At 66.2% G+C, this 12,360-nt stretch carries 12 protein-coding genes; 5 read left to right on the top strand and 7 right to left on the bottom strand.

What is annotated here, in order from left to right; genetic code table 11:
* Positions 1–17: 17 nt before the first annotated feature.
* On the top strand, positions 18–860 hold the full coding sequence (locus QGN32_RS13395) for an RDD family protein (protein WP_326544875.1): 843 nt from the start codon (positions 18–20) through the stop codon (positions 858–860).
* Here the strand turns inward: QGN32_RS13395 and QGN32_RS13390 are convergent.
* Positions 857–2,191 (bottom strand): carotenoid oxygenase family protein, encoded by a 1,335-nt coding sequence (locus QGN32_RS13390; protein ID WP_326544874.1) that lies wholly within the window; start codon positions 2,189–2,191, stop codon positions 857–859. The two genes, QGN32_RS13395 and QGN32_RS13390, sit on opposite strands and share 4 nt — an antisense overlap.
* A 78-nt stretch (positions 2,192–2,269) precedes the next feature.
* Between QGN32_RS13390 and QGN32_RS13385 the strand changes: the two genes are divergently transcribed.
* Together QGN32_RS13385 and QGN32_RS13380 are read left to right on the top strand one after the other, a co-directional pair.
* Entirely contained in the window at positions 2,270–2,815 is a 546-nt protein-coding gene (locus QGN32_RS13385; protein WP_326544873.1) for a PadR family transcriptional regulator, read from the top strand.
* A 64-nt stretch (positions 2,816–2,879) separates the two neighbouring features.
* Positions 2,880–3,590, top strand: coding sequence for a PadR family transcriptional regulator (locus QGN32_RS13380; protein ID WP_326544872.1), 711 nt, complete (start codon positions 2,880–2,882; stop codon positions 3,588–3,590).
* Between the two features lie 91 nt (positions 3,591–3,681).
* On the opposite strand, the gene glpK is transcribed toward QGN32_RS13380, so the two are convergent.
* Positions 3,682–5,199 carry a glycerol kinase GlpK gene (gene glpK / locus QGN32_RS13375; RefSeq protein ID WP_326544871.1) on the bottom strand — a complete coding sequence of 506 codons (1,518 nt, stop codon included), beginning with the start codon at positions 5,197–5,199 and terminating at the stop codon, positions 3,682–3,684.
* A gap of 196 nt (positions 5,200–5,395) precedes the next feature.
* Here glpK and QGN32_RS13370 point away from each other — a divergent pair, with 196 nt between their 5' ends.
* The gene (locus tag QGN32_RS13370) at positions 5,396–6,160 is read left to right on the top strand and encodes a class I SAM-dependent methyltransferase (protein WP_326544870.1); all 765 of its coding nucleotides are present in this window, start codon (positions 5,396–5,398) and stop codon (positions 6,158–6,160) included.
* A 118-nt stretch (positions 6,161–6,278) separates the two neighbouring features.
* Here the strand turns inward: QGN32_RS13370 and QGN32_RS13365 are convergent, their stop codons facing one another.
* From QGN32_RS13365 to QGN32_RS13350, 4 genes are all read right to left on the bottom strand, one after another.
* The gene (locus tag QGN32_RS13365) at positions 6,279–7,418 is read right to left on the bottom strand and encodes an acyltransferase family protein (RefSeq protein WP_326544869.1); all 1,140 of its coding nucleotides are present in this window, start codon (positions 7,416–7,418) and stop codon (positions 6,279–6,281) included.
* Positions 7,419–7,446: 28 nt separating this feature from the next.
* Positions 7,447–7,938, bottom strand: a complete 492-nt coding sequence (locus tag QGN32_RS13360) for a catalase-related domain-containing protein (protein ID WP_326544868.1) — start codon at positions 7,936–7,938, stop codon at positions 7,447–7,449.
* Positions 7,902–8,378 (bottom strand): catalase, encoded by a 477-nt coding sequence (locus tag QGN32_RS13355; RefSeq protein WP_326549057.1) that lies wholly within the window; start codon positions 8,376–8,378, stop codon positions 7,902–7,904. The genes QGN32_RS13360 and QGN32_RS13355 overlap by 37 nt, the downstream gene beginning before the upstream one ends.
* Before the next feature lie 281 nt (positions 8,379–8,659).
* Complete coding sequence (locus QGN32_RS13350) at positions 8,660–9,493, bottom strand: MBL fold metallo-hydrolase (RefSeq protein ID WP_326544867.1); 834 nt, start codon at positions 9,491–9,493, stop codon at positions 8,660–8,662.
* A 139-nt stretch (positions 9,494–9,632) separates the two neighbouring features.
* Between QGN32_RS13350 and QGN32_RS13345 the strand changes: the two genes are divergently transcribed.
* Entirely contained in the window at positions 9,633–11,117 is a 1,485-nt protein-coding gene (locus QGN32_RS13345) for a glutamate-cysteine ligase family protein (protein WP_326544866.1), read from the top strand.
* A gap of 70 nt (positions 11,118–11,187) precedes the next feature.
* Here QGN32_RS13345 and QGN32_RS13340 read toward each other — a convergent pair whose 3' ends face one another.
* Complete coding sequence (locus QGN32_RS13340; protein WP_326544865.1) at positions 11,188–12,327, bottom strand: MSMEG_1130 family ribosome hibernation factor; 1,140 nt, start codon at positions 12,325–12,327, stop codon at positions 11,188–11,190.
* Between the last annotated feature and the right edge of the window lie 33 nt (positions 12,328–12,360).

Genomic DNA, 12,360 nt, shown 5'->3' with positions numbered 1-12,360 from the left:
TAGTAGCGTTACAACTTGTGATCTGGCAGCAAGAACCCGTCGTCACCGGGGACGCGGTGGTCCTCGATGTTCAGATCGCCCAGCTGCCGGTGCGCGCGGTGGCGGCGCTCATCGACATCACCGTCGTCTTCTTGCTGTATGTCACCGGGATACTGCTCTTCAGCCTGACGATCACACAGTTCGACCCGGCGCTGTCGGCGGCCATCCTGATGATCTTCACAGTGCTCACCCTGATGGGATATCCGCTCGTGTTCGAGACCGCAACCCGGGGCCGGTCGCTGGGCAAGATCGCGATGAGGCTCCGGGTGGTGTCCGAAGACGGTGGTCCAGAACGGTTTCGGCAGGCCTTCTTTCGCGCGCTGTCCGGTGTGATCGAAATTTGGATGCTCGCCGGCGGACCCGCGGTCATCTGCAGCTTGTTGTCGGCCAAGGGCAAACGGCTCGGCGACATCTTCGCGGGCACCGTGGTGATCAGCGAGCGGGCACCCCGAATGTCTGCGCCACCGCCGATGCCCCCGCAGCTTGCGTGGTGGGCATCGTCGCTACAACTTTCCGGGCTGCGTCCCGAACAGGCCGAGCTGGCACGTCAGCTCCTCGCCCGCGCAGGGCAATTGGATCCTAGGGTGCGTGATCAGATGGCGTACCGGATCACCACCGACGTGATCGGGCAGATCTCACCGCCGCCACCACCGGGGACACCGCCACAACACGTGCTCGCGGCGGTGCTGGCCGAGCGTCACCGCAGGGAACTGGCTCGGCTGGGGGCAACACCCGCGCCAATGCCGCCACCACCACCCGCGTGGCCCGGCCCGCGACAGCCGGTTCCGCCGTCACCGGGCGGTTTCACCCCGCCCAGCTAGCCCGCGATCCAGTTGCCGTGGAAGCCGTACGGAACCCGTTGCGGCAGTTGGATCCTCGCGACGGGCGGAGCCGCGAAGTCGGCGGCGTCGATGATGACGAGGTCGCTGCCGTCGCGCGTGGGGTCGTAGACGTAGCCGAGGTACCACCCGCTGCTCTCGTCGCCGGCACCCGAACTCGACGGTACGAACACCGCCTCCCCCGGCCCGCCCGGGGCGTCCGCAGAACCGAACGCATGCTCGACTCCATCGCCGGTGTTCAGGTCGTAACGCACCAGGCGACCGTCGCCGACCGCGACCGTGTATCGGGCGGGCAGCGTCGCCAGGCGGTCGTCGATGCGCGGGAACTCGACCGCACGGTCGTCAAGTTGGCGTTCGGCGACGCTGCCGGCGGCAAGGTCGATCGTCCACCTCCACAGCACCCCGTCGGCCTCGAATCCGCCGGTTCCGCGCCACAGCTCAGGGTACCGAACCGCCTGTAGCACAACCGAATCACCGTCATCGTAGGCATTGGCAACGTGGAATACGTAGCACGGGTCGATGTCGAACCACCGCACCTCGCCGAACGGGTCGTCGCGGCGCAGCAGTCCAAGTCTGGCGCCGTAGTCGTCGTCCCAGCGGTAGGGCATGTCACCGTTGCCCTTCATCGCGATATCGAGGTCGAAGACGATCGGCAAATCCATGAATACGACGCGCGAAGCGGTCAGCGCGAAGTCGTGCATCATTGTCAGCGCGGGCACGTCGAGCGGCCGGTTGATGGTCAACTCACCGTTGGCGTCGGCGCGGTGGTAGGTGACATGGGGCGCAAAGATGTTGCCGTAACCGAAGAAATGCAGTTCCCCGGTGGCGGGGCAGATCTTGGGGTGCGCGGTCATGGAGTCGACGAGCTTGCCGCCGAAGTCGTAGGCGCCCACCGTCTTCAGGTCGTTGGTGATCTCGTACGGCAGGGAGGACTCCACGAGCGCGAGCGTCTTCCCCGCGTGGTTGACGATGTGGGTGTTGGCGACGCTGGACCGCAGGTTACGGGTGCCGTCGGCATTGTAGACCGGGAAATCGGAGATGAAGCTGTCGGTGCGCACCCATCGGTTGCGGTACCACTTGGCCCGGCCGTTCTCGATGCGGACACCGTGGATCATGCCGTCGCCGGTGAACCAATGCGCGGAGGCCTGGCGTGGGTTGGGTCCGTTTCGCAGGTACCAACCCTCGATCTCGTCCGGGATAGCGCCCTGCACGGGCAGGTCGTACTCGGTGAGTTCGTCGGCGACGGGCGCGTAGTTGCCGCGACGGAAAAAGTCGTCGGCGCCGAAGAGGGTCGAGTCCGTCGTCTCGGTCATGAGGTCTCCTTGGGAGTCTGTTCCGTCGACCCTGACATGTCACTAGTGACATGTCAAGAGTGGAGGTACTATCGGGCAGTGAGTTTGCGAATCGCCGCGCTGGGGCTGCTCGCTCAGCATCCGGGCAGCGGATACGACCTGCTGAGACTCTTCGAGAACTCGTTGGCCAATGTGTGGCCCGCCACGCAGAGCCAGTTGTACGGGGAGCTGAACAAGCTGGCCGAGTCCGGGTTGATCGAGGTCTCCGCGATCGGCGCCCGGGGTCGTAAGGAGTACCGCATCACCGAGGCCGGCCGAACGGAACTGAGCCGCTGGATCGCCAACCCGCGAGACGATCCGCCGTTGCGCAGCGCCGGCCTGCTGCGCGTCTTCCTGCTCGGCGAGATCCCCTCCGAGCAGGCGCGCGAGCACCTGGCCGAGATGGCCGAGCGCGCCGACGCCGAGGTCGAGCGCCTGGAAGAGCTACGCGACTCGATTCAGTGGGACGACGACGCCGGGTCGGTATATGGCCTGGCAGCCCTGGACTACGGGCTGCGCATGAACACGATGCAGGCCGAGTGGGCCCGCTCGGTGATCCAGACGATCAGCGCGCGGAGCCCGCAATCGGACGTTGCATCGCGATAGATGCCGATATATCGTCAACGCATCGGAGGCACGTTCGGTGCTCCCCACCGTCCAAGGAACGCTGATGACCAACCCATTCACCCCGCCCGGTGGCTTCACTCAACCTTTCGGCGGCCTTAGCTTCATCCCCCTCGACCGCCACGTCCTGCAGGATCAGTGGCGCCAGGCCCGGCGCGCCCACCGCGAATTCCGCGAACAAGTTCGTGAGCACCTCCGTCAACACGACGCGGGCTCGGGCGGCTCCGGTGGTCGCGGTTTCGGCGCGATCCCCGTCATCAACCTCGGTCTCGACCCGCGCGCCGGTTTCGGGATGGCCGGTGGCCGACGTCGCGGCCGCGGCCGCCGCGGCGATGTGCGCTCGGCGATCCTCAAACTGCTGGCCGAGCGCCCCATGCACGGCTACGAGATGATCCAGGAGATCGCCGATCGCACCGCGAACCTGTGGCGCCCCAGCCCCGGGTCGGTGTATCCGACCCTGCAGCTACTCGTCGATGAGGGTCTCATCGCGGCAACTGAAAGCGACGGCAGCAAGAAGCTCTTCGAGCTCACCGACGAAGGACGCGCGGCCGCCGACAAGATCGAGACCCCGCCGTGGGAGGAGATCGCCGACAGCGTGGAGCCCGGCCATGCCAACCTCCAGAGTGCCGTGGCCCAGCTGACTGGTGCCGTCGCACAGTCGTCCTACGCCGCCGACGAGGAGCAGCAGCAGCGGATCGTCGAGATCATCAACAACGCGCGCCGCGACATCTACGGCATCCTCGGCGAGTCCGAGTAAACGCCTTGCCGGGATAGGCCGGGCGGTGTGTTTCGGCCAGCCCGCGACCATGAAGCAGGCGCTCGGCGGGTGATCGAAGTCGACACCGAAATCACTCGACGTCGACCCAGTCGAGCGTGCGCTGGACCGCCTTCTGCCAACCGGCGTAAGCGCTTTCGCGCTGCTCCTCAGTCCATGACGGCGTCCAGCGCCTGCCCTCTTGCCAGTTGGCGCGCAGGTCGTCGGGATCGTCCCAGAACCCGACGGCCAGACCGGCGGCATACGCCGCCCCCAGGGCCGTGGTCTCGGCGACGACCGGCTTGACCACGTCGACGCCCAGCACGTCGGCCTGGATTTGCATGCACAGGTCGTTGGCGGTGATGCCACCGTCGACCTTGAGGACCTCCATGTGCACGCCCGAGTCGGCTTCCATCGCGTCGACGACATCGCGACTCTGGTAGCAGATCGCCTCGAGTGTGGCACGTGCCAGATGCGCGTTGGTGTTGTACCGCGACAGCCCGACGATCGCGCCGCGCGCATCCGAGCGCCAGTACGGAGCGAACAATCCAGAGAAGGCGGGCACGAAGTACACGCCGCCGTTGTCGTCGACCTGACGCGCCAACGCCTCGCTCTGCGCGGCGCCGCTGATGATTCCCAGCTGGTCGCGTAGCCACTGCACCGCCGAACCGGTGACCGCGATCGAACCCTCCAGTGCGTAAACGGGTTTCGCATCCCCGAACTGATAACACAAGGTGGTCAGCAAACCGTTCTGCGAACGTACGATCTTCTCGCCAGTGTTCAGCAGCAGGAAATTGCCGGTGCCGTAGGTGTTCTTGGCCTCCCCCGCGCTCAGACACACCTGCCCCACCATCGCCGCCTGCTGATCGCCGAGTATCCCGGTCAGCGGCACCTGGCCGGCGACGGGACCGTCGTCTCGGGTGATGCCGTAGGACTCGGGGTACGACGAAGGTTTGATGTCGGGCAGCATCCGCCGCGGAATCCCGAAGAACCCCAACAGTTCGTCGTCCCAGTCGAGTGTCTCCAGGTTCATCAGCATGGTGCGGCTGGCATTGGTGACGTCGGTGACGTGCACGCCGCCGCGGGTCCCGCCGGTCAGGTTCCACAGCACCCACGAGTCGGCGGTGCCGAAGAGCGCGTCGCCCATTTCCGCGGCCTCACGGACGCCGTCGACGTTCTCCAGAATCCACTGCACCTTGCCGCCGGAGAAGTAGGTCGCGGGCGGCAGGCCGGCCTTATGACGAATCACGTCTCCGCGACCGTCGCGGTCCAGCGCCGAGGCGATGCGGTCGGTGCGGGTGTCCTGCCACACGATCGCGTTGTAGTACGGCCGTCCGGTCTTGCGGTTCCACACCAGCGTCGTCTCGCGCTGGTTGGTGATACCCAGCGCCGCGAGGTCGGTGGCCGACAGGTTCGTCTTGTTCAGCGCCGACATGATGACCGCGGCGGTGCGCTCCCAGATCTCGACGGGGTTGTGCTCGACCCAGCCCGCCTTCGGCAGGATCTGCTCATGCTCGAGTTGATGGCGACCGACCTCGGTGCCATCGTGGTCGAAGATCATGCACCGGGTACTCGTGGTGCCCTGGTCGATCGCGGCAACGAATTCGGCCAAGCTCTTGCTCCCCTCTCGACGGCAGTCGTCGTCCATCATGGACTACATGGCCAGGACGCCCGCGGACTTCGGAGCCGGAAGGCCGGCGACATCCAAAAGTGGAGCCGGAAGGCCGGCGACATCCAAGAGTGGAGCCGGAAGGCCGGCGACATCCAAGAGTGGAGCCGGAAGGCCGGCGACATCCAAAATTGACCGCATGCCCCGCGGCGGGCCCGACGCGTCGTGTCTGGACCGACTCCTTGAAACCGACCGCCCCGAGTACCTGGACCGCGACTCCGTCGACCCCGCCGACGTCGCACGCAAGCGCAGCGTGATCCGCGCGCTGGAGTTCACCGGTGAACTGTTCGGCAGCACCGAGAGGTTCGCCGAGATCGCGCTCGCCGAAATCGAGGATGTCGCGGACCCCGAGATCCTCGAACTCGGCGCAGGCCACGGCAGGTTGTCGAGCAAGCTGCTCGACTGGCATCCGACGGCACGGTTGACCGTCACCGATGTCGACGAGGCAGCGGTGGCAGCGATGGCCGCAGGCGACCTCGGGCAGGACCCCCGCGCGACGGTCCGCCAGATGGACGCCACGGACATCGACGCGCCCGACAGTTCGTTCGATCTCGCGGTTTTCGCGCAGTCGTTTCATCACCTGGCGCCGTCGCGGGCCGCGCGGGTGTTCGCCGAAGGCACCCGGGTAGCCGACACGCTGGTGATCATCGACCTGCCGCGGCCACCGTCGCCGCTTCATCTCGCGCGCTTGGCGTCGATGCTTCCGTTCGCTCCGCTGCTGCCGTTCGCGCACGACGGCGTGATCAGCTCGCTGCGAACCTATAGCCGGTCGGCGCTACGCGCGTTGGCAGCCTACGCCGACCCCGCGATCGAGATCGACTTGCGCGGAGGGCCGTTGAGCCCTCAGATCGTGGTGGCGCGACGCGGCGGTGCGGATGCGTCGCGATCCGGCGACCAGCGCTGATAGCCGAACTCGATGAGGGCATCGAGCAAGTCGTACAGACCCGGATGCCGTACCAGCAGAGCCCCAATCAGCCTCACGCAGACGGTGATACCCGAGTTTGTACCCGCCAAACCCCGGCTCACCTGCGCGGGCGCGTCCACCGATGCAGGAGCCACGCGACCGGGATCGTCATCGCCAAGGTGACGACGAACAGCACCACCACCGATCCGGTGTACACGGGCCACCGAAGCACCGAAACCAACGCGATCTCCATCACGACCACGTGGAGCAGGAAGATCTCATAGGAGATCTCGCCGAGCCACACCATCGGCCGACTGCCCAGAATCCGCGAATACCAGCCGGTGTCACCAAGCGCCAACGGCGCCACGACCAACGTCGCGATCGCCGCGTAGAACAGCACCTTCGCCACGTCCTCACTCAAGTCGAGCGCCGGTGCGTCCGTCCGACCTGCTATCGGTGTGGCCACCACCAGGTACGCCACCACCGCGAGCGGCACCGCGAGCATGGCATAGCAGCGAATACCCTTGTGGGCCAGGACCGATAACGTCATACCACCGACGAACCACACCAGATAGTGCGGAAGCCACAATCCTGCACCGTTGGGTAACCACTCCGTCGTGTGCATGACGACGAGCCACAGCGGGCTCAGCGCACCCAACGCCGCCAGCCCCGCCAGCAGCGCTGTTGGTCGCCACTGCCGCCGGCACAGGGTCACGAGCAAGAGGTACGCGAGCACAGGCAGCGCCGCGTAGAACGCGACTTCGACCGCCAGACTCCACATCTGGGTCAGGCCCTGATGCATGAATGCGGTGATGTAGTTCCCGCTGTAGATCTGAGTGAGGGTGAGGTTGCGCAGCAGACCGTGCCAGGTGTGGCCGGGATTCGGAGTGATGTGCCGGAACTCGTAGACGGCGTAGACCAGCAGCACCGTCACCGCGTAGGCCGGCATGATCCGCCGCACACGGCTGCGCGCATACCGCCGCACCCGCGGCGGCGCCGCACCGGTCGCGACCGCGCGGACCCACGCGTTGAACAGCAGGAACCCCGAGAGCACGAAGAAGATCGCGACGCCGATCTCCATGCGCGCGAAAACCAGGCCCAGATAACCGCGGTTGAGCGCACCGGTGCCGTACGCGGCGTGAGTGGCCATCACGAGCAGAGCGGCGACAGCCCGGATTCCCGTGAGCGACGCGACGCGGTCGACCCTCGAAACCTGTTCGAGCCCACCCTGGTCGACGTCGTCCGGCGGCGAGGTCACCGGGCCAGTATGCCGGTTCGGGGTTGGGTTACGACGCCTTGACCACGCGTTCGTTCGGCACGCAATGGGTCATCTTCAACCCCTCGACGTCCCTCGGGCCATTCTTGCCGAAATTCTGCCTGCGCTGCTCCTCGTCCTCCGTGAGTGTCTGCGACTTCAGCGGTTCCAGGTCGCGGACGTCGTCGACCGAGATGCCCAGTCCCTCACCGACGCGCAGGCCCAACTCGTCGTCACACATGAACAAGTGCCACACCATTCGTTCCTGCACCTCGCGGGTGGCCTCGGAGATGTTGGTGACGAAGTTGGCCACCAGGTCGTGCTTCTCCCACTGCTCCATCAACTGGTAGCGTTGGCCGGCCTGCTCGTAATCGTTGGTCCGCGGAATTCGCTTGCGCGTCAACCGTCCTGAGATCTTCGGGCCCACTTCGTCGGGCGTCGCAGCCACCGCTTCGCGCAGGCCGCCGGTGATCGACGGCTCGTAGTTCACATGGGCGCCGATGTTGTCGACTCCGTACTGCATGGGCCGCCCTGCTGGTTCGTCGACACTTTGGCGTTCTTGGGCTGGGTGACCGGCAGCTGAGGGTAGTTGGGCCCGACTCGGTAGCGCTGGGTGTCGGAGTAGGAGAAGGTGCGGCCCACCAACACCTTGTCGTCGGAGAACTCCAACCCATCGACGAGCACGCCGGTGCCCAGCGCGATCTGCTCGTTGTCGTTGAAGAAGTTGTCGACGTTGCGGTTGAGGACCATTCGGCCGACGAGCTTGGGCGGGAAGTCGTTCTCCGGCCACACCTTGGTGTCGTCGAGCGGATCCCAGTTGAGCTCGGGGTGGTCGTCGTCGCTCATGATCTGCACGAGCAGCTCCCACTCGGGAAAGTCACCTCGTTCGATGCTCTCGTAGAGATCCTTGGTGGCGCTGCCGAGTTCGGTGGCCTGGACCGCTGCCGCATCGGCTTCGGTCAGGCTCTTGACACCGGCCGATCACCGTCGAGAACCGGATCGCCAGATCGGGTGCGTTTGCCCGCCTCCGAGAAGAGCTTGGCAGGAAGTGGTAATTCTCCATCGTCGCCGGTCCACGGGCGCCGATGGTGCGCTGGTTCTGGTTGTCGGAGACGGGGTGGCCCTGGCGGTCGGTGAGGATGTCGCGGGTGTCGTCGGAATCGGAGGGTATCGAGGAGACGTCGGTCATGGGTGAGTCCTTCGGATCGGTCGATGACTCTCCCGCCTGCCCACCTTGCCGCGGGTCAAACGGTGACCGACGAACCGCGTTCCAATTCGATGATCCGGTCCGACAGCCCACGTCGCTTCATCTGTTCGACGAAGTCGGACAGCGGTGAAGCGAACACCCCGTAGTCGTCGAAGTGCACCGGGATCATCTTCGGCAGGTCGAGCAACTCGACGACGTCGGCGCCCTGGCGGCCGTCCATCGTGACCGTCAGCCCGAACGGCAGGTGCCGACCGAACGGCAGCCGGGTGCCGCCCAGGTGCAGAACACCGACGTCGATCGACTCGAATCGCACTGGTATTTCTCTTAGTTCGTCGATCATCAAGGTGTCCCCGGATATGTAGAGGCGGCGGCGCGCCGTCCCGTCGGAGAACTCGATCATGCTGCCCATCACGGGTGGCAGCACCCGGTCGACAGGGCTCGGCCCGTGTCGGCCGGGCAGCGAGGTGACTTTGACGGATACCGCGCCCATGGTGAGCTCGTGGTGCTGCCAGGTCTTCAGCGCCACGGCCCGGCCGAAGCCGCGGCGGGCCAGCCGTTTGGCGGCGTGCGGTGTGGTCAGAATCGGCAACGCATGGTCGAGCCGACTTTGCGACACCCGGTCCCAGTGGTCGCCGTGCATGTGCGACAGCACCACCGCGTCGAGTGCGGGCAGTTGGTCGATGTCGAGCGCAGGCCCGTGTAGCCGCTTGGACAGCAGACCGTACCCCAGGTATGCGTGCTGGCCCCGGTGCAAGAAGTTCGGGTCAGTCAACAGCGTTATCTGCTCTTCGCGCGAGCGCTCATCGCCGTTATGCCGGCTACCGGAGATCAGCGTGGTGGCATTGCCGATGAAGGTGACGGTGACGTCCATCGTCCTGAACTACCCGCCGCGGCGGGCTTTATGCAGGAACGCCCGGCGAGCGCGCTCGCGGGGCCGCGAACGACCGCGAAATGTCGACCAATCGCGGCGTGTCCGGATGCAAACGCGGGCGCTCGCCGACAATGGCAGTGTGGGCGAGGAAGTGAAGGGCACCGGCTACAGCAGCGCGCAACGCCGGGAGTACCGCCGCAAGGTCCAGCAGTGCCTCGACGTCTTCGAGACAATGCTCGCCCAGTCCAGCTTCGAATTCGAACGGCCGCTGACCGGCATGGAGATCGAGTGCAATCTGGTCGACTCGGCCTACCAGCCCGCGATGAGCAACTCCGAGGTGCTTCAGGCGATCGCCGATCCGGCATACCAAACGGAATTGGGCGCATACAACATCGAATTCAACGTCCCCCCGCGGCGGCTGCCCGGGCGGGCGGCGCTCGAGCTCGAAGCCGAGGTGCGCGAAAGCCTGAACGCGGCCGAGACGAAAGCCAACCGTCACGACGCGCACATCGTGATGGTCGGGATCCTGCCGACGTTGCTGCCCGAGCACCTGGCGGGCCGGTGGATGAGCGAGTCGACGCGTTATCAGGCGCTCAACGACTCGATCTTCACCGCCCGGGGCGAGGACATCCTGATCGACATCGTCGGGCCGGAGCGGCTGAGCCTGCAGACCGCGACAATCGCGCCGGAATCCGCGTGCACCAGCATGCAGTTGCACCTACAGGTGTCGCCCACCGAATTCGCGCAGAACTGGAACGCCGCCCAGGTGCTGGCCGGTCCGCAACTCGCGCTGGGCGCCAACTCCCCGTACTTCTTCGGTCATGAACTGTGGGCCGAGACGCGTATCGAGTTGTTCGCCCAGGCCACCGACACCCGGCCCGATGAGCTCAAGGCGCAGGGTGTCCGTCCGCGCGTCTGGTTCGGCGAACGCTGGATCACGTCCATCTTCGACCTGTTCGAGGAGAACGTGCGCTACTTCCCGTCGCTGCTGCCGGAGTTGTCCGACGAGGACCCGATCCGTGAGCTCGCCGAGGGCCGCACCCCGATGCTGTCGGAGTTGCGCCTGCACAACGGCACCATCTACCGGTGGAACCGGCCGGTGTACGACGTCGTGAACGACCGTCCGCACCTGCGGGTGGAGAACCGTGTGCTGCCCGCAGGCCCGACCGTGGTCGACATGATGGCCAACGCCGCGTTCTACTACGGCGCGCTACGCACCCTGTCCGAGGAGGACCGTCCATTGTGGACGAAGATGAGTTTTGCTGCGGCAGAACATAATTTCGTCGAAGCAGCCCAGCACGGCATGGACGCCCGGCTGTACTGGCCGGGCTTCGGCGAGGTGACCGCCGACGAGTTGGTACTACGCCAGCTGTTGCCGATGGCCGACGACGGCCTGCGGCGCTGGGAGGTCGCGGCCGAGGTCCGCGACCGCTATCTGGGGGTGATCGAAGGCCGCGCCAAGGCCGGTCGCAACGGCGCCACGTGGCAGGTCGCGACGGTGCGCGCGCTGCAGGAACGCGGGATGGCGCGGCCCGCGGCACTCGCGGAGATGCTGCGCCGGTACGGGGTGCGGATGCACAGCAACGAACCCGTGCACACCTGGGGCGAAGGGTTCGACGAGTGAGAGCGGACCTGCGGAACCGTCAGCGGGTCACGGCCGCACATGTCTGTCCCAGCCGAACGTTCAGCACGCGTTACCAGCGCAGGAGGGCACCCACGCCGGCAGCCTCGCCGAGGGTGCCACCGGCGGCCCCCTCGACGGGACTGATCCGCGCGCCCGTTTGAAGGGCTCGCTCGACCAACCGTTCCGTCAGTCGGGGTTCCGGTGTGGCCTCTGGACTCGTGCCACGCTCGTCACCGCCATAGAGTGCGCCGTCTCGCCCAACCGTTCCCACATACCGAACCTCAGGGTCGTACACCAGGTGTGCGACCCTTCCGGCGTTCAAGGCCGCAGCCACCTCGGACAAGCCCAGCGCTCCGAGTCCCGTCCCGGCGGCGGCGCGCACTTGCGCCAAGAGGTGACTCTCGCGCTCCTTGTGCTGCGCATGAACCCATTCGGTGATCGCCGCCGCCAGTTCAGCGTCATCGAACCCATTCAGAATGCGGGGGTCGACGAATACACGGTCGCGCAGGTCCTGCGGAAACTTCGGGACGATTGTCTGCGTCCAGCGCTCCTCACCACTGACGAGGATCCGCTCCCAACCGCGCTCGCGGGAGAGTTCGGCAGCCACGTGGGTCACCTGGTCCAAGAACCGCTGACTCCGGTCGCGCTCCCGGGCTTGGCGTTGTTCGCGCACCGGAGTGTTGAACTGCCCGGCCGGTCCGCCGCCGATCTGCCCGGCACGCTCGTGCGGCGCCTCGATGTACTCCTGCGCCAGCCGGCTCAGCTCCCGCAACGAGCCGAGTCGCCACTCGAGCAGCCGGGCCGCATCGCCGGACACAACGACGACACCAGCCCGGCGACCTTCGTCGAGAAGCTCGAGGAGCGGGTGGATGAACGGGCCGCTGTCCAGCACGACCCGGTTACCGACCGGCATCTGGCTCTCGAGTCGCATGATCCAGTCACTTCCCAAAGCTGCGAACGCGATGCGGCCCCGGCCCGACTTTCCCGCAACTGCCAGGGTTTCGATCTGGGGCCAGAGTCGCTCGAGCGCCGCACCCACGTTGCGGCGCTTATCCGCGTCGGCATCCTGGCTCACCCGGCGCTGCAGTTCCCGGTACCGATTTCTCAGGTCGATGCCGGTTGCTTGCAGGTTAGGGTCGTGCCGCTGGTCGGCGTTCACATAGACGGACAACACGCCCAGTGCGTCACTGCGTTGCGATAGCTCTCGCAAACCACCATCATCGAGCCGCTCAATCATGACCAC

The organism is Mycolicibacterium sp. ND9-15 (assembly GCF_035918395.1).
Lineage (GTDB): Bacteria > Actinomycetota > Actinomycetes > Mycobacteriales > Mycobacteriaceae > Mycobacterium.
The sequence above is the reverse complement of the archived record's forward strand: the minus strand, read 5'-3'. Positions and strand labels throughout refer to the sequence as shown.

Excerpts from the sequence above, each read along its gene's own strand:
- QGN32_RS13380 (WP_326544872.1), top strand. The coding sequence starts at position 2,880 with ATGACCAACCCATTCACCCCGCCCGGTGGCTTCACTCAACCTTTCGGC.
- QGN32_RS13360 (WP_326544868.1), bottom strand. The coding sequence starts at position 7,938 with ATGCAGTACGGAGTCGACAACATCGGCGCCCATGTGAACTACGAGCCG.
- QGN32_RS13390 (WP_326544874.1), bottom strand. The coding sequence starts at position 2,191 with ATGACCGAGACGACGGACTCGACCCTCTTCGGCGCCGACGACTTTTTC.
- QGN32_RS13350 (WP_326544867.1), bottom strand. The coding sequence starts at position 9,493 with ATGGACGTCACCGTCACCTTCATCGGCAATGCCACCACGCTGATCTCC.
- QGN32_RS13370 (WP_326544870.1), top strand. The coding sequence starts at position 5,396 with ATGCCCCGCGGCGGGCCCGACGCGTCGTGTCTGGACCGACTCCTTGAA.